Origin of the sequence: Bacillus sp. NH11B (assembly GCF_001884205.1) — a bacterium.
Taxonomy (GTDB): domain Bacteria; phylum Bacillota; class Bacilli; order Bacillales; family Bacillaceae_G; genus Bacillus_A; species Bacillus_A proteolyticus.
Window position 1 is genome coordinate 24981 of sequence record NZ_MAOG01000068.1, and the last position, 21781, is coordinate 46761.

The 21781-nt window shown below is 36.0% G+C and carries 28 protein-coding genes and 1 pseudogene; 13 read left to right on the forward strand and 16 right to left on the reverse strand.

All coding sequences use genetic code 11. The annotated features are described in order from the left end of the window. Positions 1-16: 16 nt before the first annotated feature. The 3 genes and pseudogenes from BAU27_RS11120 to BAU27_RS11130 form a co-directional block, all read right to left on the reverse strand. The gene (locus tag BAU27_RS11120) at positions 17-799 is read right to left on the reverse strand and encodes a DUF2628 domain-containing protein (protein ID WP_083595958.1); all 783 of its coding nucleotides are present in this window, start codon (positions 797-799) and stop codon (positions 17-19) included. A gap of 254 nt (positions 800-1053) precedes the next feature. After that, positions 1054-1411 (reverse strand): annotated as a pseudogene (locus BAU27_RS11125) (hypothetical protein). Between the two features lie 36 nt (positions 1412-1447). Continuing rightward, a complete protein-coding gene (locus tag BAU27_RS11130) occupies positions 1448-1702 on the reverse strand; it encodes a DUF7660 family protein (RefSeq protein WP_071770909.1) in 255 nt (84 codons plus the stop codon). Positions 1703-1791: 89 nt separating this feature from the next. Here BAU27_RS11130 and BAU27_RS11135 point away from each other — a divergent pair, with 89 nt between their 5' ends. Both BAU27_RS11135 and BAU27_RS11140 read left to right on the forward strand, forming a co-directional pair. Further along, positions 1792-2262, forward strand: coding sequence for an SMI1/KNR4 family protein (locus BAU27_RS11135; RefSeq protein WP_071770910.1), 471 nt, complete (start codon positions 1792-1794; stop codon positions 2260-2262). 24 nt (positions 2263-2286) lie between these two features. Continuing rightward, a complete protein-coding gene (locus tag BAU27_RS11140; RefSeq protein ID WP_254797957.1) occupies positions 2287-2988 on the forward strand; it encodes a DUF4304 domain-containing protein in 702 nt (233 codons plus the stop codon). Here BAU27_RS11140 and BAU27_RS11145 read toward each other — a convergent pair. The 3 genes from BAU27_RS11145 to BAU27_RS11155 form a co-directional block, all read right to left on the reverse strand. Beyond that, entirely contained in the window at positions 2935-3603 is a 669-nt protein-coding gene (locus BAU27_RS11145) for a hypothetical protein (protein ID WP_071770911.1), read from the reverse strand. The genes BAU27_RS11140 and BAU27_RS11145 overlap by 54 nt on opposite strands. Positions 3604-3726: 123 nt before the next feature. Then, positions 3727-4527 (reverse strand): nucleotidyltransferase domain-containing protein, encoded by an 801-nt coding sequence (locus tag BAU27_RS11150; protein WP_254797958.1) that lies wholly within the window; start codon positions 4525-4527, stop codon positions 3727-3729. Positions 4528-4573: 46 nt separating this feature from the next. Further along, positions 4574-4882: a YuzD family protein gene (locus BAU27_RS11155; protein ID WP_000248590.1), complete on the reverse strand. Its 309-nt coding sequence runs from the start codon at positions 4880-4882 to the stop codon at positions 4574-4576. A 206-nt stretch (positions 4883-5088) separates the two neighbouring features. Here BAU27_RS11155 and BAU27_RS11160 point away from each other — a divergent pair, with 206 nt between their 5' ends. Beyond that, positions 5089-5325: a NifU family protein gene (locus BAU27_RS11160; protein ID WP_000431159.1), complete on the forward strand. Its 237-nt coding sequence runs from the start codon at positions 5089-5091 to the stop codon at positions 5323-5325. Between the two features lie 238 nt (positions 5326-5563). Further along, a complete protein-coding gene (locus tag BAU27_RS11165; protein ID WP_016718816.1) occupies positions 5564-5779 on the forward strand; it encodes a hypothetical protein in 216 nt (71 codons plus the stop codon). 61 nt (positions 5780-5840) lie between these two features. Here the strand turns inward: BAU27_RS11165 and yutH are convergent, their stop codons facing one another. Further along, entirely contained in the window at positions 5841-6842 is a 1002-nt protein-coding gene (gene yutH, locus BAU27_RS11170) for a spore coat putative kinase YutH (RefSeq protein ID WP_071748210.1), read from the reverse strand. Between the two features lie 120 nt (positions 6843-6962). Here yutH and BAU27_RS11175 point away from each other — a divergent pair, with 120 nt between their 5' ends. Then, on the forward strand, positions 6963-7454 hold the full coding sequence (locus BAU27_RS11175; protein ID WP_044740520.1) for a phosphatidylglycerophosphatase A family protein: 492 nt from the start codon (positions 6963-6965) through the stop codon (positions 7452-7454). 19 nt (positions 7455-7473) lie between these two features. Here the strand turns inward: BAU27_RS11175 and BAU27_RS11180 are convergent, their stop codons facing one another. From BAU27_RS11180 to BAU27_RS11195, 3 genes are all read right to left on the reverse strand, one after another. After that, positions 7474-7953 carry a GNAT family N-acetyltransferase gene (locus BAU27_RS11180; RefSeq protein ID WP_071770913.1) on the reverse strand — a complete coding sequence of 160 codons (480 nt, stop codon included), beginning with the start codon at positions 7951-7953 and terminating at the stop codon, positions 7474-7476. 513 nt (positions 7954-8466) lie between these two features. Beyond that, positions 8467-11040, reverse strand: coding sequence for an FtsX-like permease family protein (locus BAU27_RS11190; RefSeq protein WP_071770914.1), 2574 nt, complete (start codon positions 11038-11040; stop codon positions 8467-8469). Further along, positions 11024-11812: an ABC transporter ATP-binding protein gene (locus BAU27_RS11195; RefSeq protein WP_071770915.1), complete on the reverse strand. Its 789-nt coding sequence runs from the start codon at positions 11810-11812 to the stop codon at positions 11024-11026. Before BAU27_RS11195 ends, BAU27_RS11190 begins: the two co-directional genes overlap by 17 nt. A gap of 231 nt (positions 11813-12043) precedes the next feature. Between BAU27_RS11195 and BAU27_RS11200 the strand changes: the two genes are divergently transcribed. Further along, positions 12044-12625 carry an NAD(P)H-dependent oxidoreductase gene (locus BAU27_RS11200; RefSeq protein ID WP_071748206.1) on the forward strand — a complete coding sequence of 194 codons (582 nt, stop codon included), beginning with the start codon at positions 12044-12046 and terminating at the stop codon, positions 12623-12625. Between the two features lie 251 nt (positions 12626-12876). On the opposite strand, the gene BAU27_RS11205 is transcribed toward BAU27_RS11200, so the two are convergent. The 3 genes from BAU27_RS11205 to BAU27_RS11215 form a co-directional block, all read right to left on the reverse strand. Continuing rightward, entirely contained in the window at positions 12877-13641 is a 765-nt protein-coding gene (locus BAU27_RS11205) for a TIGR01457 family HAD-type hydrolase (RefSeq protein ID WP_000276470.1), read from the reverse strand. A 108-nt stretch (positions 13642-13749) separates the two neighbouring features. Then, on the reverse strand, positions 13750-14382 hold the full coding sequence (locus BAU27_RS11210; RefSeq protein ID WP_071748204.1) for a helix-turn-helix transcriptional regulator: 633 nt from the start codon (positions 14380-14382) through the stop codon (positions 13750-13752). Between the two features lie 79 nt (positions 14383-14461). After that, complete coding sequence (locus tag BAU27_RS11215) at positions 14462-14902, reverse strand: DUF86 domain-containing protein (protein ID WP_071748203.1); 441 nt, start codon at positions 14900-14902, stop codon at positions 14462-14464. A 147-nt stretch (positions 14903-15049) separates the two neighbouring features. Here BAU27_RS11215 and glpX point away from each other — a divergent pair, with 147 nt between their 5' ends. The 3 genes from glpX to BAU27_RS11235 all read left to right on the forward strand — a co-directional run bounded on the left by glpX (position 15050) and on the right by BAU27_RS11235 (position 17174). Continuing rightward, a complete protein-coding gene (gene glpX / locus BAU27_RS11220) occupies positions 15050-16021 on the forward strand; it encodes a class II fructose-bisphosphatase (RefSeq protein WP_071748202.1) in 972 nt (323 codons plus the stop codon). Between the two features lie 17 nt (positions 16022-16038). Next, complete coding sequence (locus tag BAU27_RS11225; RefSeq protein ID WP_000392612.1) at positions 16039-16305, forward strand: DUF3055 domain-containing protein; 267 nt, start codon at positions 16039-16041, stop codon at positions 16303-16305. A 371-nt stretch (positions 16306-16676) separates the two neighbouring features. After that, positions 16677-17174 carry a cytoplasmic protein gene (locus tag BAU27_RS11235; protein ID WP_071748199.1) on the forward strand — a complete coding sequence of 166 codons (498 nt, stop codon included), beginning with the start codon at positions 16677-16679 and terminating at the stop codon, positions 17172-17174. 46 nt (positions 17175-17220) lie between these two features. Here the strand turns inward: BAU27_RS11235 and BAU27_RS11240 are convergent, their stop codons facing one another. Next, complete coding sequence (locus BAU27_RS11240; RefSeq protein WP_002003766.1) at positions 17221-17532, reverse strand: YutD family protein; 312 nt, start codon at positions 17530-17532, stop codon at positions 17221-17223. Positions 17533-17647: 115 nt separating this feature from the next. Here BAU27_RS11240 and BAU27_RS11245 point away from each other — a divergent pair, with 115 nt between their 5' ends. Then, a complete protein-coding gene (locus BAU27_RS11245; RefSeq protein ID WP_071748198.1) occupies positions 17648-18226 on the forward strand; it encodes a YhcN/YlaJ family sporulation lipoprotein in 579 nt (192 codons plus the stop codon). A 29-nt stretch (positions 18227-18255) separates the two neighbouring features. Here BAU27_RS11245 and BAU27_RS11250 read toward each other — a convergent pair whose 3' ends face one another. After that, on the reverse strand, positions 18256-18987 hold the full coding sequence (locus BAU27_RS11250; RefSeq protein WP_071770916.1) for a MerR family transcriptional regulator: 732 nt from the start codon (positions 18985-18987) through the stop codon (positions 18256-18258). A gap of 108 nt (positions 18988-19095) precedes the next feature. On the opposite strand from BAU27_RS11250, the gene BAU27_RS11255 reads away from it, so the two are divergent. Then, on the forward strand, positions 19096-19911 hold the full coding sequence (locus BAU27_RS11255) for a YhfC family intramembrane metalloprotease (protein WP_071770917.1): 816 nt from the start codon (positions 19096-19098) through the stop codon (positions 19909-19911). A 23-nt stretch (positions 19912-19934) separates the two neighbouring features. On the opposite strand, the gene BAU27_RS11260 is transcribed toward BAU27_RS11255, so the two are convergent. Then, a complete protein-coding gene (locus BAU27_RS11260; protein ID WP_071770918.1) occupies positions 19935-20378 on the reverse strand; it encodes a hypothetical protein in 444 nt (147 codons plus the stop codon). A gap of 271 nt (positions 20379-20649) precedes the next feature. Between BAU27_RS11260 and BAU27_RS11265 the strand changes: the two genes are divergently transcribed. After that, positions 20650-21204, forward strand: coding sequence for a histidine phosphatase family protein (locus BAU27_RS11265; protein WP_071748194.1), 555 nt, complete (start codon positions 20650-20652; stop codon positions 21202-21204). An 83-nt stretch (positions 21205-21287) separates the two neighbouring features. Beyond that, a complete protein-coding gene (locus BAU27_RS11270) occupies positions 21288-21767 on the forward strand; it encodes a YbaK/EbsC family protein (RefSeq protein ID WP_071770919.1) in 480 nt (159 codons plus the stop codon). Positions 21768-21781 lie beyond the last annotated feature (14 nt).

Below are 21781 nucleotides of genomic sequence, written 5' to 3' on the forward strand. Positions count from 1 at the left end.
ATGAACGAGTTTCTCTCTAGAAAAACCACATATTTTCTTCAACATAGATTTGATACTCTTCAGCTTCTTCTTCACTCAACTTTTTATTATTTAAATACACTTCTTGCCATTCAAAGTAATCATCATTTAAATATACAGCGAATTTAATTTTCACATTTTTCTTTTCTTCATAATCATAACCAGTAAATTCTACTACATCATAATCTTGTTCTTTCTTTACATACTTCCAATTTGGTTTATCTGTGATAGACTCTAAAGCCTCTCCTTCAAGACTTAAGCGAACAACGTTTTTAATATTAGGTTCAGTTGGTATAGAAGCTAAACCGAAACTAGCGCCTGCAAAGAATACAAATACTATCACCTGTAAAGCAATCATAAGCCCGATATGAGCGCCACCTTTTGATTGTAAATAATACTCTTTCTTATACTCAGGCACATCTTCTTCCTTATGAAAAATACGGATAACATGCTTATAATATAATCGGTTTCCTTGCCATCCAGTAAACAGCATCGTTCCAGCATATATGATAAAATCTATCCACATTGGTATATCAATAAAAGTAGCTATAATTAAAGTAGGTACCGCCAATAACGTAAGTACAATAAACAACTTATACATTTTACGATAAGCTAACCAAAAAGTTGGGAAGAAAAAGGCTACCCAATTCCACGTATTCCCTTGCGCTGGATTTTCTACTTTGCCCCACTTAAAGTCATAATAAGCTGTATTCTTTTGAACAACTTTATGTAATTCTTGCGGAGAAATTGTTTCTTGTAAAACAGTGTCCTTCACGTACATCATCCTTCTCTTATTTCTATATAACTTTATTGTATACACACAAAACAAAGGAATCTAACAAAAAAGACATATATTTCACAAAAATGAACAGAAATCGAATATATTCCGACAATTAACCTTTTATTATTCCATTTTACTTATAAATATATTAAAATACTTATGAATGATACGTTTAATACACTAAGTTAAGCATTTTACATAGTCATAAAAAAAGATGTTCCAAAATCATTTTGAAACATCCTCCTAATTTTTCACTATTTTAAACTACCTTTAACTTTTTCAATAACATCTTCTATACGTTCCGCTATACATTCTTTCTCCCAATCTCCCTCACCATGCATAGCGGTATAAACTGGACAATTCTCATCATCACTATCTACAAAAATCAGATCTCCAAGATACGAATCTATCCCAATTACAATCTCCTTCTTCATTCCCGATTAGACTTTGCCCTTCACCATCAAAGCTATAACCAAGTTGTCCTTTTTCTATCTTTTCACTATTAAATAGTTCTATTGTCATTGGTTCAAATTCATACTCTAACTCAATTTCATTATCCTCAGCACGATCTACATATTCTAAAAGTTGTTTGATTTTATTTTGATTAATCATGCTATTTTCTCCATTCTATCTTTTAAAAATCTAATTTTATTCATAATGAGCTGCCGCAAGTAACATTTGGGCGATAAACTTCCATGGAATATTTTCTGGAAGCTTCTCCCCTTGATTTATATAAACACCTTCATAATCACCTAACCAACCATTTAATACCTCTAAATAAGTCTCTACCTCTATATTCTCCCATTCATCTTTATTCATTTTAAAATCCTTTTGGAGATATATAAGAAACTTCAGCAAATCTTCTTTAGAATTCACTTGATCAAGGTATTTGAATACATCCATATTTTGTCCCTCTTTCTATTGCTCGTTATTCAAACTAACTATAATATATGACATAAGATTCTTAAAACTATTATTTGAGGTGATCCAATATGAAGACTACAATTTGGGCAGAAGATGATTATTTAAAACTAGCACCCATTAACAACGAACTAATCAAAAAAGCAGAAGAAGTACTGAACGTAAAGCTTCCAGAATCGTACATAAATCTTCTAAAAGAACAAAATGGAGGAACACTTCGCCTTGATGCTCATCCTACTTTAGAGCCAAATTCTTGGGCAGACGATCACGTTAATGTGTCTGGCTTATACGGCATTTCTTTTGATGAAAATGAATCTAGTATTTTAGAGAGCCATTATTTAATTCAGGAGTGGGAAATGCCTGAGAATCTCGTACTTTTATCTGGGGACGGACATACATGGATTGCATTAGACTATCGAAATGTTGCTGAAAATCCTCCAGTTATATTTATTGATAATGAAGTTGAGCAAATAATTGAATTAGCACCTAACTTTGAAAGCTTCTTACAAAACTTAACTACGTACGATTATGACGAAGAGTAAACCTCTCTAAAGGAGTACGCAATAGTGCAAGATTTCATTATTAATTTACATACTGCTTTAAAACCGCTTGGATTTAAGAAAAAAAGACATACATTTTTCAAAGCTGATAATGGATTTTATAAGCTTATCAATATACAAAAAAGCCAGTTTGGAGATGACTTCTATATACATATAGGAGTTCACCCTATCGGTCTCCCGCAGCTTATAACGGACCAATTACTAATTAAAAAAAACATTTCAATATTCGATTGCATTCTACAAACGAGAATAGAGCCTATACATATGAAACAGAACCCGTTATTACATAATGTTTCACATGAAACTATCGATATTCCTGATTATCTTTCTACCATTTCCGACTGGTTTCAAGTGTGGGCGTCTTATGCGAATTTAGCAAAAACAAATATACACTCTATTACTCCGGTACTAGCTGTCGTTCCAATATTACAGGAAAAAGCGTTTCTGCTTCTTACTTGTTTCTCTTTCTATAACTTAAAACAGTACGAGCAAGCTAATCACTATTTACAGCAATATTTACACTGCGCCGTGCATCTGAATACCGAGGAAAAGGAGCCGGTATTCTTTCATGAAGTTGATATGTATATGAAAAAACTAGTAGAAAATGCAATGTGCTTTCTACTAGTGCTTTATCAAACTTTTTATATCCTTCTCCTACAACTCCCAAGTAATATTCATCTCTTCAAACGACGCTTTACTAACTTTTAATCCTTCACTATCATCCGTCCCAATCATCGCTACTTCTTCTTTAGACAACTTAATCTCCTCATTTGGATGTTTGATTTTTCTCTCATACACGAGTTGTAAAAGCTCTATTTGCTCTTCTGTCAGCTCATACTCTTCTTCTAATCTTTCCATTGCTGATTCAAGATCAAGTAGTGGGATTTCTAATAAAAATCCACCATGCTCTTCCATCTCCTCGAATACATCAATTGAATACGCGCCGCTCTCCTCAATCCAAAATGCTGCTGTAATGAAAGGAACTGTTTCGCCTTCTACTTCTTCTAATACGTATTGAAGTGCTTCCTCTTTCGCAATGTCTATTACTTCCGAAGGTGCCCCTTCGAAATAATTTGCTGCATCAATCCACTCATCAATTCTCTCACTATTCACATCTTGAAGACATACGATCGTGTACTTCGGATGAAAAGTAATTGTCCCTTGTCCGCCTTGACTATCTTGCATACTATAGTTAAATCCATCCCATGAACTTTCATGTGAGAAATCAGGAGCATGCGCTACAAAAATTGCATCTGCAATCGACTTTAAGATGCAACCTTTCCATAATTGTTCTTTACTTATATGAAAGTTATATTTACTCATTCTCTTCCCCCGCATATATGTTTTTTAATATTATCTTTCGACTTCTCATTCTTTGTAAAGCGTTTTTTCATTATATAAAAATAGTAAAAGCACCCTTTATCTAAAGGATGCTTTACTATTCACCTACCACTTCCCCCTGCACTCTTCAATCAAGCACAGTAAATACCTCTTCGTCATATCAGCCCGTCTCCAACGAGAGAACTTTTTCTTTTCTTCTGGATTATGCCGCATTCGCTCTACCTCTTTTAATAAAGGCTCCCATTCTTTCGCTGAACGTTCTAATAAGTATTGTAATCCTCTATCTTTTGAAACGATTGTTTTATGATCTAACGTATATAAAATGCGTCCCATCGTAACGACAGCTGATTCTACCCATTCTTCTATAAAAAATAAATATGGCCGCTTCGCTTTTCCACTCCAGTACTGTTCTACGTTGTATTTCATTGTATTTACTACATCGTTCCATTGTATTTGAAACGGAAGATCTTCAGCTTCTTTCCCAGTAACTGTAATGCCTTGATTTTTCAATGTCCACCATGTGACCGCATTAATATCCCAATGACCTATATTCGCCTTACCGTCTGCACAATACACGTACTCATTCATTTCATCATTGTATTTCCCTAAGTCAGCAAGAGGAATATACATACCATCCATTCTTTTACCTAACGTACTTTTACTAAGCTTTTTATGAAATTCTATAATTTGTTGTTTTTCAGCTTCATTTACGGAATCACTTATTACCGTAACAAAATCAACATCGCTCGTTTCTATATGAAATGCTCCTAACGCGATTGATCCGTAAATGTATACCCCGACTATTTTTTCATCCGAAAAAATTTCTTTTAACTCTACTATGTACTGATTCATTAACTGTTTTACTTCTTCTGGTAGAGCCTGCTTTATTCCGTTCTCCACATCTATCCCTCCATATAAAAAGGCCTTTGCAAATTCGCAAAGGCTTCATGCTTTATAAATATTTCTCGATTTCTTCGTAAACATCCTTCAAACGTGGATTTCCTTCTCCAACAATTTCTCCATTTACAAGAACGACTGGATAAAATAAATCTTCCTCCACTACTCGCTCTGCGAATGCTTTTTTATCCTCATCTTCTTGTTCTTCTTGAAAATCAATATACTCGAAATTAAATTTATTTTCTTGTCCCTCATATTTACGACCAATTGCCGCTTGTAACCACTCAAACGTTTCTGTTGAAGATGGCATTCCAACGCAGCTCGCACAAATTACTTTCGTCCCATACACTTGAACATTAACCATTTCTTCTCCCCCACTTCTTGTTTCAACAGCATATTCAGATGTCTTAGTACATAAGCACATCATTTTACAAACTTATTCCATACCCCTATACTGAAAAAACACGTTGTACACACGATACAATATTTCGACAATAAAACAAGAAGAGAAAAAATAGATTTTCCCCTCTATCTTGATTATAATAAAACTGATGAAAGGAGTCGATAAAAATGGAAAACCCACATATGCAAGAACAAGTATTAGAAGTATTAGATAAATTACGTCCATTCTTACTTCGCGATGGCGGAGACGTTGAATTAGTAGACATTGAAGAAGGTATCGTAAAACTACGCCTTATGGGTGCATGCGGAAGCTGCCCAAGTTCTACAATCACACTAAAAGCTGGTATCGAACGCGCGTTACTTGAAGAAGTACCAGGCGTTATTGAAGTAGAACAAGTATTTTAATTTAAAGCGGAAGCGACTGTTCTAGCCGCTGGAGCTAGACATTATCTAAAAGCGGAAGCGGCTCGTTCAGAATCGTTTTCTAAAAAGAGGCCCATTTGGGTCTCTTTTTTTATTCAAATAACACTTCCGCTTTAACATCATAAAACAAAATTGGAAATCCTTCTCAAAAAATGCGATAATTGATACTATATAGTGAATCGTTCACACATATAAATTAAAAAACATAGGGGGACGACGCATGCCAAAAATGGGGAACACTTTTTTAACAATTCAAGAACTAGAAAAGAAAAAAGAGTATTTATTAGAACTTTCATCCGTTATACCAACATGGAATGCGAGCTATCAATTTTTATTTAAAGAAATCCAACAAGAATTATTGAGTAAAGTAAATGAAAAAATCGAAAGACATCAATTCATTTTAAATATATGTGCAGATCAACAGGTAGGGGCATAATGTATTACATACAATTGTAGTATAAAAAAAGAGACCTCCATCGGTCTCTTTTTTTATACTTTTAAGATAGCCAATCTAATTTCCTAATCCCTAACTTATCAACTGGTAAACGAAGTGACCCGTAAAAATGCTTCATAAATTGCTCTGAGCGGTTCACATCGTGTAAAATGGCTTCTAAGCGATCTCTATATATGCTTTTTTGTTCTTCGTTTCCTGTTTGATAATATCGTTCAACGGTTTCAAAGTATTGGAGCGGGAACAGAAGCCTTGCAAATAATAGACGCCAACCAAATGAGGATAGCGAATAATTCCGTTCATAATCTGTAACAAATTGGACGATTGTTTGCTCCCAATCTTTCTTTTTTTCTATCATCATATAGCGAATTAATTCTGCCATATCTCGAGTTGGGTGATCATACACCCAATTGAAAGGAAGTTTGAGGCGCTTCGTTTGATGCCATAATAAAGGTGTGAATCTTTCTTGGCAAATTGTTGCTGCATCAGTCATTTGCGGCGTATCATCCATCTCTGTATCGACAACATATTGAATTGCATTTTCTGCAACTCCTAAGTAATACGGGAAGGATTCAATAAACAATTGATCGAATACGTCTGTAGGGTGGTTCATCACTTGTGATTGCCAAAACTTTTCTAATTGATCGAGCCTTTTTTCCCATAACGCTTTCCATTCACCGATGCGGCTTAATTGCTCGATTTCTTCTGGAAAGAATGCACCTCGTTTATGGAATATAGAAAGCTCACTTCCTAATGATGTAGCATGTCGTTCTAACGCACGCATACCTTTTAATAAGCAGTAATTTTGTTCTTCTATCTCACTTACATAGTAGCCGTGTATAGTCGGAACGAAAGTCGCTACAGTTATATCCCCTTGCTGGTTCATATAATCACTGAGCTTTTTCATCTCTACAAGTACTTCTTCCTCCATTTCTCCAATTGGAACAAGTACATAAATTTTGTTGCGAATCCAAAAGCTTTTATAGGGGCCAAGGGGGATTAATTCTTTAACATGCATGTGATAATGCTCATAAATATGCTGAATCATCGTAGTCGCCACCTATGGTTTTTCTTTATATATATGAGCTTGTGCTCGCCTTTCATTCCTATGCACATGATAAAGCAACGAAACGTATACAAATACTAAAAAGAAAAAAAGGTGATAAACATGAAAGAATCAAATCAACTACAAGAAAGAGCATTACAACTATTACAAGAACGCGGTGTAACAATTGACGATATTGCTGAACTTGTTCATTTTCTTCAAAAGAAATACCATGCAAATTTAGAGATGTCAGAATGCCGTTATAACGTTGAGCGTGTACTATCAAAACGCGAAGTACAAAACGCACTTATTACAGGCATTGAACTTGATGTCCTTGCTGAAAAAGGAATGCTAAGTCAGCCATTACAAGATATCGTAAAACGTGATGAAGGCTTATACGGAATTGATGAGGTTATCGCACTTTCTATCGTTAACGTGTACGGCTCTATCGGTTTCACGAACTTTGGATATATCGATAAATTAAAACCTGGTATTTTAGAATACTTAAATGATAAATCATCTGGAAAAGTACACACATTCCTTGACGATATCGTTGGCGGAATCGCTGCCGCTGCTTCAAGTCGTTTAGCGCACCGTGCTGAGCATTCGGAATAAGGTGTCTAGGCCGTCAGTTTCATACTGACGGCCTTTCGTATTCCATAAGCATAAACTCTCTTCCACGGCTCAAAAAAACAGGTCCTACTTGAAATCCAATGTTTTTATATAACCTAATTGCTCTTTTATTAAATGTTGCTACACTTAGTCGAAACATTTTTGAATTCAATTCCTCAGCAGCAAATGCAATTCCCGCTTGAAAAAATATTTTCCCCATCCCTTTCCCTGTTAAATCCGGCTTCATTCCAAGTCCGATATCTATTACATCTTCTCCCTTATATAAATTAGCATCTCTTCCGCCCGGAACTTGCGCATTTTCTCCAAAACAAAAATAGCCGATGAATTCTCCCTTCTCATCACAACAACCGTAATATGTCCCATCTAATAGCTCTTCTATTACTTCAGCCTCTCCTGAAAAACTATATAAATTGTACGGTTCCTCATACGTCCACATATTTATCTCATTCGCTTCTTCTTCTGTTAACTTATGTATTTCCATTCCTCTCGCTCCTCATCAAATATTCTATATATATTTACTCATTCATTTTTAACACTCAATTTCCCTCTAATTACAATATGCATAATTACATACGCACACCCATTTAAAAAATGCTAAACTTTATTTGAATCGCTGTTGTTACACTTCTTGATTAAGAAAGATCGTTAACCGGAAAATTAACGTCTTATCAAATTCAAGCAATTGGCACATTTTGTCATCATCAAAGACACTCAAAAGAGTGTCTTTTTTCTATACCTGAGCAGGACTTGCTCATTTACAAAATAAATGCATAAATTACTATAACTCTTTAAACGCATTATTCCCTTTTTATACGCTAGGGTGTTCGTTGCGACAGATTCGGATAATAAAAAGCACTCCAGCCAGAGTGCTTTTTACTTTCAAACAAGGAGGTTACATATATGGATAGTACTCTTGTATTTAACTTCGGCATTGGTATTGTCATTATTTTATTCGTCTTCTTTGTTCTTTGTATGAGCGGGGTGTAGCAATCTTTTATGCTGATAACTCCTTTAAAGTATCACTTAATTTGAACTTTCTTAATTGTAATGAAGCAATCATAGCTGCCCCTGCTCCAAGCACCACACTAGCTAGAGCCAATATGCACATTTGATTATACGGAATGATAATAACCGTTAACTCTAAGCTTGATAACACAATGTAACTAAACAAAATTCCGCCAAAAATGCCAATACAACCAGCTATCGCTCCAAGTAAAGTTCCCTCTAATAACACAATCCGTCTCATTTGCTTCGGAATAGCTCCTACCGCACGAATCATACTAATTTCAGCACGTCTTTCATGTAAACTTGCGACAATCGCATTCATTAATCCTATACCAGAAATGATGAAAATAATTACAACTAACAAACGAATTAACATCATCATTTGCGATAATAATTGCTCTTGTTCTTTCAATAAATCATAACTATTTATAACTTCTACATTCTCTTTATTATTTGTAATTTGTTTTACTTGCTTCTTAATCGCTTCAAATGATTGATTAGAATTAGTCATAATTTGAAGCGCTTCATACCCTTGCACGTGAAACTTATCACGGGCCCATTGTTCATTCACAAAAATATCCAACCCTCTTAACCTTAATCCTTGCTCAATAATCGAAACGACTTTAATCGTTTGTTTTTCTTTTCCCTTTCCTTGTACTTCAATCGTATCTTGCAACTGAAGTCCTAAATTTTTAGCCGTTTCTTTCGTAACGACTCCCTCACCATCTTGTAATGGCTTATTTAAATTTTGCCCTGAAATCACTTTCGCCTTCGTTACTTTCTGATACGCTACAATATCGTTACCCACAACTTCCATTGAATCATAGTTAAGATTATTTTTTTTCGCATGTTCATACCATTCTTGATTCGCTTTTTTAAAGTCATAATTTACAAGTTTTGCTGTGAAGTCAGTAGCATTCCCTACACTCGCTTCTACACCGTCAACTTTTTTAACCTTCTCCATCCAACTAAATGGTAAAATCTCAATTCCTTGCGACTCCATCGGTACACGTACTACTAAATCCGCTGGTAAATGCTTTTGTAATCCTTTTTTCATACCTTCATACATAGAATTTACATACATCGTTCCAACAAGTGCTAACATAAAACCAAATGCTAGTATAGCAACTGAAACAGCTGCCTTATTCCGATAACGAATTACATTTCGACTACTAATCGTCGTTTCAATTCGAAATATCATTTGCAAAGGTTTTGCAATAACAGGCGCTATCATACGAATAAATAACGGAATCGCAAATAACAAACCAACTGCAAATAACAGCGCTCCTATCGCACTTGGATTAAAACCGATATACTCCTCTAATACGTTACCCGCTAGTCCAATAACAGTACCAATAATTAAAATGCTAAGACTAAAAGCACTCCATCTTTTTTCTTTTTTCTCGTTACTAGGAAGACCTGGCCGAAGTGCTTGAACTGGAGGAATCTTTCTAACCATGAAAGCTGGTATAATAGCCCCTATGACAGACATAACAATCCCTAGTAAAAACGTAATGAGTAAAATCTCACCTGAAATCGAGAATGATTCTTTCCCAGCACTCTCAATATTCACCCATTTATTAATGAATGATGCCGCAATTGTGTGCGTACTCGCTCCAAGAACAATTCCTGCTAGAGATCCAATTGCTCCAATACATAAAGCCTCTAATAAAACGACTAATATAATTTGATTTGGATTACTACCAAGTGCACGTAATAATGCCCATTGCTTAAATCGACTTCTGACAGATAAGAAGAAACTTCCCATTATTAACAGGGCTACTACAAATAAGGCAATACCACCTAAACTAAAAATTAATGGCTTCATTACATTTAGTCGTTCAAATGCCTTATCGACATAAGTACGTTGGTCTACCTTTATATTTTCTATCTTCTTATTTACATCAAGAGCAATCGCTCTCTTCACATTTACATCGAGTGTTTTCACTTGAACGAGATTGAACTGGTTTGATAGATTTAATTCTTTTTGAAGCCACTGGATTGGAAAATAAGCCCCATGCCCCATTGCCGCCATTAGCGGTGGATTTAAAATCCCGACGACTTTCACAGTCTTTTCTCCATGCTGCGGGAATGGCAGTTTAATCATATCTCCTACCCGTATATTTTCACGGTCTGTATACCCTTTTGTCAGTGCCACTTCAGCACCTTTTTTCGGATATCGACCTTCTAATATTTTATAAGAATGCATTTCTGGAGAGTCTTGCTCAACACCCCAATAAGATGGCTTTCCCGATAACTCTTTATAATTTGGAAAAGGATATGGTATAAGTACTTTTGATATTTTTTCAGCGTTTTCTAAGCCATCTATTCCTTTTAAACTTTCATTATTTAAATACATATCGTTTTTTATATAGCCAAATTGTAAATTATAATCTCCATACCGACTTACTACTTGTTCCTTCACACTTTGCTCAACTGATTGGTTACCGAGTAATAACATAGTCGCTAACATAACACCTAAAGCTGCACCGAGGGCGATCAACATATTACGTAACCAATTTTGTTTCATAGATTTTACCGCATACTTAATTACCCATCGCATCACCTTTACCTCCTACTTTAAAGTGACGATTCATAATCTCTTGAATTTGAGTAACTTGTTGCGGGATATTTCGAAATTTCCACCCTTTACTTTCAGCATGTTCATGAATCACTTCACCATCTAATAAGAAAACAACTTTATCAGCATGGGCTGCTACGAATGGATCGTGCGTTACAATAACAGCCGTTTGTCCTAACTCATCGCATGCATTACGAAGGGCCGCAATTATATTTTTGCTATTTTCTGAATCCAATGCCCCTGTTGGTTCATCCGCTAATATAATGGCTGGCTCATTTGCAAAAGCTCTTGCTATCGCAACCCTCTGCTGTTGTCCACCTGATAACTGTGCTGGTAAATGCTTTTCTTTTCCCTTTAGCCCAACGAGATCTAATAAACGATTTGCTGTCAACACTGCCTTCTTTTGTGAGACATTATCTAACAGTAAGGGTAATCCTACATTTTCCTCCGCACTAAACACTGGAATTAAATTAAACTGCTGAAAAATAAAACCGATTTTATGCCTTCTAAATAAAGCGAGCTCTTTTTCTTTTAATGTTGAAATCTCTGTACCATCAACTCGAATACTACCTAACGATGGAATATCTAATCCACCTAACAGCTGAAGTAAGGTCGTTTTACCTGATCCACTTGCCCCCATAATACAAATGAAATCCCCTTTTTGAATTTGAAGATTAATACCTTTTAATATCTTTACTTTGCTATCCCCAATATCAAACGATTTTTCTAACCTTTCAATTTCAATAATATTCATCCCGATATCCCCTTCTCTCTCTATTTATCAATCTATATATTCTATTCAAAAATGCAAAATCCCTACTTATTTGTATTTTTTTGTCATATACTATCGTATATCCCGTATTAACTGATTAAATCTTCATTTTATTTCTCACGTCAGAAAAGTTGACTCTCGCAACAAAAGTAACCATACTACTTACACGAATACAAAAAACTACTCACATATCCACAAATAGGAGGAAGAAAAATGAAACATGTAATCGTTTATGCACACCCGAATACAGAAAGCTTCAACCATGCTATTTTAGAAACTGTAAAAAGTGAATTAGAAGGAAAAGGCCATGAAGTACGCGTTCGTGATTTATACGAATTAAACTTCAATCCAGTATTAAGCGCTTCCGATTTCATCTCATTTTCTCAAGGAAATACACCAGAAGATATTAAAGAAGAGCAGGAGCATATCTCTTGGGCTGATAGTATTACATTCATTTACCCAGTTTGGTGGGCGGGACTTCCTGCTATTTTAAAAGGATACGTTGACCGTGTATTTAGCCACGGCTTTGCTTATGCTTACGGTGAAAATGGCATTGAAAAGTTATTAAGTGGTAAAAAAGGATTGTTATTATCTACAATGGGAAATTCGAAAGAAGTATACACAGCAGGCGGTATGTTTGACGCAATGAAGAAAACAGCGGATGTTGGTATTTTTGAATTTACAGGAATTGAAACACTTGAGCATACATTCTATACAAGTGTTCCTTCTGTGGATGATAGTGTGCGTAAACAATATCTTGAAGAAGTTAAAGATGTTGTAAATCGTGCGTTTTAAATAAAGTGAAACTTTAATCAGTAGGGATTTTATTCATCTCCCACTGCCCGTTAATACGAGATAAAATTATATCGGTGATTTTTTTAATATATCAGCGCAACTCAGATTATATCGGCGATTCCCTAAATATATCAGCGCAACTCAGATTATATCAGCGATTTCCTAAATATATCGACTTACCGACAAAAATCGACACTAGTCACAACTACATAAAAAAAGAAAGCTGCTCCAATTTAGAACAGCTTTCTCCATTACATCTTCTCAATCCACTCCGTCAAGTTATGCACAACTTGCGTCGGTTGAACTTCGTATTCTGTTAACTTCTCCACAGTTGTTACTCCAGTGTGGACAAGAAGGGTATGCATGCCAGCATTTACTCCCGCTAAAATGTCCGTATCGTAGTTATCCCCAACCATTAATGCCTCATCTTTTCCTATGCCAAGCACTTTTAACGCTTGTTCCATAATGATTGATTCCGGTTTTCCGATAAAGATTGGATCCACACCTGTTGATACTGCTACAACTGATGTTAATGAACCATTACCTGGTAATAATCCTCGCTCAGTCGGAATGGCAATGTCCCCATTTGTGGAAATAAACGTTGCGCCGTTACGCACAGCAAGACACGCTTTTGCTAATTTTTCATATGTGATGTCACGATCTAAACCGACAACAACGAAATCAGGATTTTCATCCACAAGTTCAAATCCTTTTTCCACAAGTGCATCGTGTAAGCCTTCTTCACCAATCATATATACAGTTGCATCTTGTTTACGCTCATAAATGAAGTTTGCTGTCGCCATACTCGTTGTGAATACTTGCTCCGCTTTTGCTGGAATATCAAAACGAACAAGTTTTTCTGCCACTTGTTCTGGTTTACGAGTTGAGTTATTTGTAACGAATAAATATGGAATGCCGCGTTCTCCTAATGCTTTTACGAAGTCGCTTGCTTCTTCAATTTGCTCTTCTCCGCGATACATCGTACCGTCTAAGTCAATTAAATAACCTTTATACATCGATTATGTCTCCCCTTCTATGCTAACGTTCTCATCTATCATACCACTCTTATATTACCCCCTTTTTCCAAAGAAAAAAACGCTTTACCCTAAAGCGTCCCATAACGTTCATTTTTTCTCTTTTATTTGGTACGAACAATTACAATCGCCCACGCACATGTTCGTTAACATTTTCACATTTGCCCCTGCAAATAACCGCTTGTACATATCTTTTTCATCTTCACACACTTGCGGGAATTTCTCCGCTATTTCCTTTAACGGACAGTTTTGCTTTTCAAGTATGAAAGAGTGTTCCCCATCTCTCTTTATTTGAACCATATAACCACTTTTCTCTTGCATAGCAGCTATTTCCTGTACTTTATACGCTAAATTACTTTGATTACTTATCTTCTTTTTTAACTGTTCTTCCATTCGTTTCGTTCTCGCTTGTAAAACATAGCGAAGTATTTTTTCATCGTCCATTCGAGCTAAATCATCTAATATTTCAATAGCAAACTGCTTATATTCTTTCGGGAATGTATCTTCTCCCTTTTGACTTAGTCCATACAAATATGTTGGTCTTCCAACATGCTGCCTTACCATCTTTGAATAAATTAGCTCATCATTCTCTAGTTTACTTAAATGCCTTCGGATCGCCATCTCTGTAATTTCTAAAGCTTCGGCTAATTCTGCTACAGTATGCTCGCCCTTTACCTTCAATAATTGTATAATTTCTTCTTTCGTAGTACGTGCTTCCCCCATAGCTTACCCTTCTCCCTTTTCTCTCTCATACATAATATAAGATCCCCAAAAAGGCACCTTGGGGATCTTATAAGCATAATTATTCTGGTACAAATGCAGATACAGGTCCTAATTCCTTTTCTAAATAACTGCGAATATTCGCTGGGTATTTCTCTACCACTGCGATATGTTTTTGAATCGTCTTATATAACTCATCATGATTCATTTGAATATAATCTTGCGTAAGCATTTTTCGAAGAAGGATAACTTCCTTCATGCCTTTTCCTTCTTCTTCACTTATGACTCTCTCGTCAATTAAAATATCGATAATATCTTCGTAACTTCCCGGATCGCGCATAATAAATCCATCAATCATCGCATTTCCTACATCTAATACACAATCAATAATTAGATGCGCTATGCGTTCTAATGCGTAAAATTCAAACTCGGTTTCATATATCTTTTTCTCTTGAAATGTACTTGTTGCTCGTTCTAAACATACTAGCATTTGTTCTATTTTCTTTCTGTCTACAAAATACATGAATGTCACCTACCTGGAAATTAAAGCATTTACATTTTAATTGTAACGCTTTCTTCTGAAAAAATCGACAATTTTTCGAATTCACCTTTTCCTCGTTATTTGTTATAGTTATATTTGTATGATTTTTGAAATTGGAGGAATGGAATCTTGGAACGTGAACTCGCACTAGAAATTGTCCGTGTAACAGAAGCAGCAGCATTAGCATCCGCACAGTGGATGGGCCGCGGAAAGAAGAATGAAGCAGATGATGCAGCAACTACAGCAATGCGTGATATGTTCGATTCAGTAAACATGGCAGGTACAGTTGTAATCGGTGAAGGAGAACTTGATGAAGCACCGATGTTATATATTGGTGAAGAACTAGGAACAGGTATCGGTCCAGAAGTAGATATCGCCGTTGATCCATTAGAAGGTACAAACATCGTTGCAAAAGGCCTTGCAAATGCAATGGCAGTTATCGCAATCGCAGATAAAGGAAACCTTCTTCATGCTCCAGATATGTACATGGAAAAAATCGCGGTTGGTCCAAAAGCAGCTGGTAAAATTAGCTTAGATGATCCAATTGAAAAAACAATTGAAATTGTAGCAGAAGCAAACAATAAAAAGATTCGTGACCTAACGGTTATCGTGCAAGAACGTGAACGTCATCAAGATATTATTGACCGTGTTCGTGCAAAAGGTGCACGCGTAAAATTATTTGGTGATGGAGATGTTGGCGCATCAATCGCAACAGCTTTACCTGGAACAGGTATCGACTTATTCGTAGGTGTTGGCGGAGCTCCAGAAGGCGTTATTTCTGCAGCAGCATTAAAATGCCTTGAAGGTGAAATGCAAGCACGCTTAGTTCCAATGAACGAAGAAGAAGAAGCTCGTTGTCGTGAGATGGGATTAGAAGATCCTCGTCAACTTCTTATGCTAGATGACTTAGTATCTGGTGATGATGCAATCTTCTCAGCAACAGGTGTATCTGCTGGTGAGTTATTAGACGGCGTGAAATTCCTTGGTGGAGATTTAGCTGAAACATATTCTATCGTAATGCGTTACAAAACAAGAACGGTACGATTCATTAAAACACACCACCATTTAGATCATAAACCACACTTAAACTTAGATATTTAATAAAAGGAGCCATGTGTATGGAAGAACGTTTCTTTCTGTACGACGATACAGTCGCTACAAAAACTCGTTTCGTTAGCTTTATGGGAGAAAATGAGCGTCATGATTTAGCGCTTTTATACTCCGATCGTCATTACGGTAAAACGATAGTCCTTGATATGCAGAGCAACAAATTTGCTATCATCGGTCCTGACGATTTAAACGAACCAGGCTACTTAGAGCATGCATTCTCTATGTCTGAAGAAATTGCAGAAGAATTACGCTCATTTTTATTTGAACTTATATAATTTATCGTATGCACCAGCTAAATTAGCTGGTGTTTTTTCACTTTAAGTATTTCGAATTTTCAAACCAATATGTTATAATTAAGAATAAATCTATTTGGATAGAAAGGACGTTATCTACGTATGCCAACATTTACTTTGTAATGGACCAGCAATTGGATAGCATTACTCTCAAAAAAGCACCGTGCTTTTTCAAGGGAGTAGTCTGCCCATTCCCATTACAAAGGAACGTAACGCATCTGTAGTATGATGTTTACGGAGGTTCCTCTTGGGGAATCTCCTTTTATTTTTGTCTACTTCTCCTGTCTTCATACTACAAGACATCCAAATAGCTGTATTACGTTCCTTTACCACTATATAAGAGGTGAAGGAAAATGCAGAAAGTACAACTTTCTTGGAGTTTATATGAAAACGAGCAAAACACAATCGAAAAGTATTGTAAAAATTGCAGACGCACTACCCTATTTACTGACACGAATATTCGTAGGCATAACGCCAATGGAAAAAACATATACCGCTTTGCCATTTATAAATGTCCGAAAGATCATACGTGGAATCAAAAACTGCGTATTTATAAATCATTTACTGATCACGTTGAAACAGTCGATATGACGCAGCAAGATCAAATAGAAACAACTACTACCATTTCCATTACGCAACATAAAGAAAATGACATAGCCGAAATCACGATCGTATTAGACCTCATTTTCGGTTCACACCGAATTGATAAAGCCTTATCCACATATATTTCTGATTGGAGCCGTACACTCATTGTGGATAAAATTAAAAATGGGGATATACAGTTGAACGGACAACAAATGAAACCAAATACAATACTTTCTGAAGGCGATTCTATTTCGATTTGTTTATGAATGAGAATATGCAAAAAAATCCTCTTACAATCGTAAGAGGATTTTTTTATTTCTTCACTTTTCGTAATACAAAATGTGCACAACCGAAGTTACAGTACTCGTATAAATACTCTGATAAAGTGCTAATTTTCGTATCATATGTCGAACGTTGATTACTATCATCAAAGAATCCGCGCAATCTAAGTTGCTCATAGCCCCAGTCCCCAACGATATAATCATATTTATTTAAAATTTCTGCATAACGCTCTTTAAATGCTTCTTCACTAAAACCGTCACGAAAGTTTTTAATTACTTCGTACTGCACATTATTAATGCTCACCGTAGCATGCATCTCTTGCTCTTGCTTTTGCTCCATCATTAACTTCCTCTCTAAGCATTCTTCTTTTTATCGTATCACAAAGCATAACAACCAACAATTTCAAATACAAAAAATTGCAAATTAGTACATGCTATGGAGAAGGAGGTGATACATCGTGAAAAAACAAATTTTACTTTCCCTTCTCACTCTTTCCTTGTTTGCAGGCTGCCAATCAACAAATAAAGCCGAAATGGAAAGTGAAGAAGGAAGCCGTGTTCTTGTTTCCAACAAAAACGACATGTATCATACAGAAAATACAAACACAAGGCTCACAAGAGTCGGCTATTCATCTAAACAAAAACATGAAGTATCTAACAAACAAGTAGGAGCTATTAACCGCGAGAAAGTTGCTGAAATGATTACAAGCATGACAGTTAAACTTCCCGATGTTGCAAATGCCGCTACACTCGTTACCGATGATGAAGTATTTGTTGTATACCGTGCAAACACAACGGATCCGAAACTCGTAGCGGATCAAGTATATAAAACTGCTTTGTCCATCGTTCCTCGCTATTATAAAGCATATGTATCAACAGACCAAAAGTTGATTTCTCAAATTCAAGGACTACAATCCGGTAGCTTAAATGATACAGAATATACACAAAGCCTCGACATGCTAAAACGAGAAATGAGCAAAAACCCTCATTTGAACAATACGGGGGATCAGACTTTGAATGATATGATTAAAAAATAAAAAGGTGGAAAAAACCTCCACCTTTTTTACTATTTCTTACGATCCGCATAAACCTCCATCGCATCACACATAAACTGCGCTAAACCCCCGCCAAACTTATCAATATTTTTCGTAAAACGCTCATCAGCAACATACATTTGGCCAAGTCCCTTAAAAGCATCTAACGAATAGTGACCGAAGTTTTGCAAATAATCGTACCATACTCCAATTGCTTCTTGCGCCTCTTTAGAATCAGGTGTTCCGTGTCTAAGCGTCGCTAAATTTCTATAAATATCATTAAACTCTTCTTGCTTCTCTTTTGACATGCCTTTCGCATATTCATTCGCTTTATCTACAGCTGTATCCCCCCATCTTTCACGTGCTTCTTCTTCATATGGGTTATGGCTGAAATCAAATCCTTCAAATTTTTCTTTGTTCGTCATTTCAATCTCTCCTTTTGTATGCTGAATTGTTTTATTAATCGTCGCTATCACCTTATCCAATCTAGCCCGCTTTTCAAGAAGCATTTTCTTATGAAGCTGTAATGCCTCTTCACGGTCGAATGAAGGACTCATGATAATTTCCTTAATCTTCTTTAAAGGGAAGCCAAGCTCTTTAAAAAATAAAATTTGCTGCAATGTTTCTAAATTTTCATTGGAATACAGACGATATCCAGACTCTGTCGTCTCATCTGGGGTTAACAACCCAATTTCATCGTAATGATGCAGTGTGCGCACACTAATTCCAACTAAATTAGCTACTTCTTTTACCCTCATTGTCATGCGTATCTCCCCCTCAATATATACGATAAAGTATGACGCAACGTTAGAGTCAACAAGAAATTCATTTGTTTTTTGAAAGATTCATCTCTCCACATTCTCCTACATTTCATGCATAATATATATGTACATACATTAGAAAGCGGTGAAAGTATGGTTTCAAATACTGTAATTGCCAGCATCGTATTTCAACTCGTTGTTTCGATTCTGGCCCCAATTATTGTACTCGTTTATTTCCGTAAGAAATATAATATTAATTTGAAAATAGTTGGCGTTGGTGTCCTTATCTTTATCGGGTTTACCCAAATTCTCGAAACACCATTCCAATTATTCATGCGTGGTAATCCCACAACAGCTGAGTTTTTAAAGAACCCATTTATCTTTTCGATTTTCGGCGGACTAACTGCTGGTATTTTTGAAGAACTAGGTCGTTTCGTTGCCTTTTACTACTTACTGAAAAAATATCGAGATTATAAAGACGGTCTTGCGTATGGAATTGGGCACGGCGGTATTGAATCGATTTTAGTCGGCGGATTCGCCGGGCTTCAAACTCTTACCTTTGCAACATCTATTAACAATGGTAGCTTCGCTCAAATGGTTGAACAATACCCACAATTGAGCCATATCAAGGACTTGTTAATAGAGCAACCTGCCTATTTATACTTACTTGGTAGCCTAGAAAGAATTATGGCATTAGTACTGCAAATTGCCTTCACAATGCTTGTCGTATACGCGGTAAAACAAAAGAAATACATTTTCCTCGTATACGCTATACTATTCCACGCACTTGTAGACTTTTTCGCAGCACTTTATCAAACAAAAATGATTAACATCTTTGTCGCAGAAGGAATTACTCTTCTCTTCGCGATTGGTGGTTTCATTCTTATTCGTAAAATGAAAGAGAAATTAGTGAGTATGCCAGAGTAAAAAATAACCCACCAATTGGTGGGCTATTTTTTATATAGATTGTCGTAGTGATGATAACTTTTCCCCCCTCGCAGCTCCCTCTTTGTTTCTGCATCTATAACGATGTACTTATGAAACTCATCTACTTCATCTTGAGAAAAGGAACCAAAAAAATAAACTTGGCGATCTGGATGAACAAACGAATCTTGAATCACCACGCTACTACGACAGCCGACAGCTGTTTTTTGTCGGAAGGTAAATTCTGCATCTTGTACTTCTTTCCATAAAATTTTCTTTCGAACACTATACGACGCATTTTTGTATTCCTTATAGACCTTCTTATCTAACTGTTCATAAAATAGATTTTCATTCACAAACGATTTGTTTTGATTACTCGGGTATTCTAATTCTTGATTTGATTGTGCATATATTGTGGACAATTGTACGAGAAAACAAATACTGAATACAATGCATATCATTTTTTTCATAATTGCACCTCGATTTTCTACCCCGCTATTTTCGGACTGTAAGACCCCCATCTCAAAATTTGGCGAATGCGAGGGAGTTATATGGGAGTCGGGTTGCCCGATTGGTGAAGGCTAATAATCCGTGGACAAATTCCCCACGGATTATTAGCCTTCACTTTATTATCCACATTACTTTTCCACATACTTAGATTACTATGCCCTTTCCAATAAAAAGGAATTTTTCCACATTTGTCGAAGTATATATGGTCAACTTGAAAGATGGGGATGAAATATGAAGAAAATTATTGTAATCAGGCATTGTTCAGCAACTGGACAAGAGCGTAATGCCGAATTAACAAACATAGGAAGAGACCAAGCAAACAGCCTTGCTACATTCCTCTTAGAAAATAATCTACAAATAGATTATATTATTTCAAGCCCTTTTGTCCGCGCTATCGATTCTATTCGGCCCTATGCGCTCCAAACTAATTTACCTATTCAAGAGGATGAGCGATTAGCAGAGCGTATATTAAGCAACGTTCCAATGGATGATTGGATGCAAAAACTAGAATCCACTTTTACAAACATAGATATTGCCTTTTCGGGCGGAGAGTCAACAAAACAAGCTATGGATCGCGCCATCTCACTTATTCAGGAAGTTTTAAAACTAGAGCATGACACAACATTACTCGTTACACACGGCAACTTGCTCACATTAATTTTAAAGCACTTTGATCATACTATTGGCTTTGATGAATGGAAAACTCTAACTAATCCTGATATTTATGAAATTACACTTGATGAACAATCTATCATAAAACGATTATGGGAAGCGTCATCCAAGTAATATCCCTTTCCAATACATTCAGTTGACACTGCGAGAAGATATGCTAGGGCTGCAGTAAAACATAGAGAGGGGTATCATTCAATATGTACGAAGACGTACTTTCTTTACTACATAAAACAAATGCTTCTTATGAAAAATTTGAACACGAACCAGTACTCGATTATGAGACAGATCGCATCGTTCGTGAAAGGCTCGGCTTACAAGGTACTCCAAGTAAAAGCCTATTTTTAAAATCAAAATCCGGGGAGTACTACGTATTCTTTACATTAGAGGGAACTCGTCTCAACCGAGGAGAGATGAAAGAAATAACAGGAAAAAACTTATCTCTCTGTTCTCCTGATGAGCTAAGAGAAGAAACTGGCTGTACTCCAGGATGTGTAGCTCCTTTCGGTTATTCACAAGATGTAACGATTATTGTGGACAGTTCAATTTATACTTACAATAAAATTTTAATTACACCTGGTGTACCTGAATTTACAATTGAATTATCCACAGAGGAATTAAAAAAGATTTTATTAACATGTCCAAATCTAGTCTTGGAGTACAAACAAAAAGAGAGCTAATGATTAGCTCTCTT

Excerpts from the sequence above, each read along its gene's own strand:
- BAU27_RS11120 (WP_083595958.1), bottom strand. The coding sequence starts at position 799 with ATGTACGTGAAGGACACTGTTTTACAAGAAACAATTTCTCCGCAAGAA.
- BAU27_RS11130 (WP_071770909.1), bottom strand. The coding sequence starts at position 1,702 with ATGGATGTATTCAAATACCTTGATCAAGTGAATTCTAAAGAAGATTTG.
- BAU27_RS11135 (WP_071770910.1), top strand. The coding sequence starts at position 1,792 with ATGAAGACTACAATTTGGGCAGAAGATGATTATTTAAAACTAGCACCC.
- BAU27_RS11145 (WP_071770911.1), bottom strand. The coding sequence starts at position 3,603 with ATGAGTAAATATAACTTTCATATAAGTAAAGAACAATTATGGAAAGGT.
- BAU27_RS11155 (WP_000248590.1), bottom strand. The coding sequence starts at position 4,882 with ATGGTTAATGTTCAAGTGTATGGGACGAAAGTAATTTGTGCGAGCTGC.
- BAU27_RS11160 (WP_000431159.1), top strand. The coding sequence starts at position 5,089 with ATGGAAAACCCACATATGCAAGAACAAGTATTAGAAGTATTAGATAAA.
- BAU27_RS11165 (WP_016718816.1), top strand. The coding sequence starts at position 5,564 with ATGCCAAAAATGGGGAACACTTTTTTAACAATTCAAGAACTAGAAAAG.
- yutH (WP_071748210.1), bottom strand. The coding sequence starts at position 6,842 with ATGATTCAGCATATTTATGAGCATTATCACATGCATGTTAAAGAATTA.
- BAU27_RS11175 (WP_044740520.1), top strand. The coding sequence starts at position 6,963 with ATGAAAGAATCAAATCAACTACAAGAAAGAGCATTACAACTATTACAA.
- BAU27_RS11180 (WP_071770913.1), bottom strand. The coding sequence starts at position 7,953 with ATGGAAATACATAAGTTAACAGAAGAAGAAGCGAATGAGATAAATATG.
- BAU27_RS11190 (WP_071770914.1), bottom strand. The coding sequence starts at position 11,040 with ATGCGATGGGTAATTAAGTATGCGGTAAAATCTATGAAACAAAATTGG.
- BAU27_RS11195 (WP_071770915.1), bottom strand. The coding sequence starts at position 11,812 with ATGAATATTATTGAAATTGAAAGGTTAGAAAAATCGTTTGATATTGGG.
- BAU27_RS11200 (WP_071748206.1), top strand. The coding sequence starts at position 12,044 with ATGAAACATGTAATCGTTTATGCACACCCGAATACAGAAAGCTTCAAC.
- BAU27_RS11205 (WP_000276470.1), bottom strand. The coding sequence starts at position 13,641 with ATGTATAAAGGTTATTTAATTGACTTAGACGGTACGATGTATCGCGGA.
- BAU27_RS11210 (WP_071748204.1), bottom strand. The coding sequence starts at position 14,382 with ATGGGGGAAGCACGTACTACGAAAGAAGAAATTATACAATTATTGAAG.
- BAU27_RS11215 (WP_071748203.1), bottom strand. The coding sequence starts at position 14,902 with ATGTATTTTGTAGACAGAAAGAAAATAGAACAAATGCTAGTATGTTTA.
- BAU27_RS11225 (WP_000392612.1), top strand. The coding sequence starts at position 16,039 with ATGGAAGAACGTTTCTTTCTGTACGACGATACAGTCGCTACAAAAACT.
- BAU27_RS11235 (WP_071748199.1), top strand. The coding sequence starts at position 16,677 with ATGCAGAAAGTACAACTTTCTTGGAGTTTATATGAAAACGAGCAAAAC.
- BAU27_RS11240 (WP_002003766.1), bottom strand. The coding sequence starts at position 17,532 with ATGATGGAGCAAAAGCAAGAGCAAGAGATGCATGCTACGGTGAGCATT.
- BAU27_RS11250 (WP_071770916.1), bottom strand. The coding sequence starts at position 18,987 with ATGACAATGAGGGTAAAAGAAGTAGCTAATTTAGTTGGAATTAGTGTG.
- BAU27_RS11255 (WP_071770917.1), top strand. The coding sequence starts at position 19,096 with ATGCATAATATATATGTACATACATTAGAAAGCGGTGAAAGTATGGTT.
- BAU27_RS11260 (WP_071770918.1), bottom strand. The coding sequence starts at position 20,378 with ATGAAAAAAATGATATGCATTGTATTCAGTATTTGTTTTCTCGTACAA.
- BAU27_RS11265 (WP_071748194.1), top strand. The coding sequence starts at position 20,650 with ATGAAGAAAATTATTGTAATCAGGCATTGTTCAGCAACTGGACAAGAG.
- BAU27_RS11270 (WP_071770919.1), top strand. The coding sequence starts at position 21,288 with ATGTACGAAGACGTACTTTCTTTACTACATAAAACAAATGCTTCTTAT.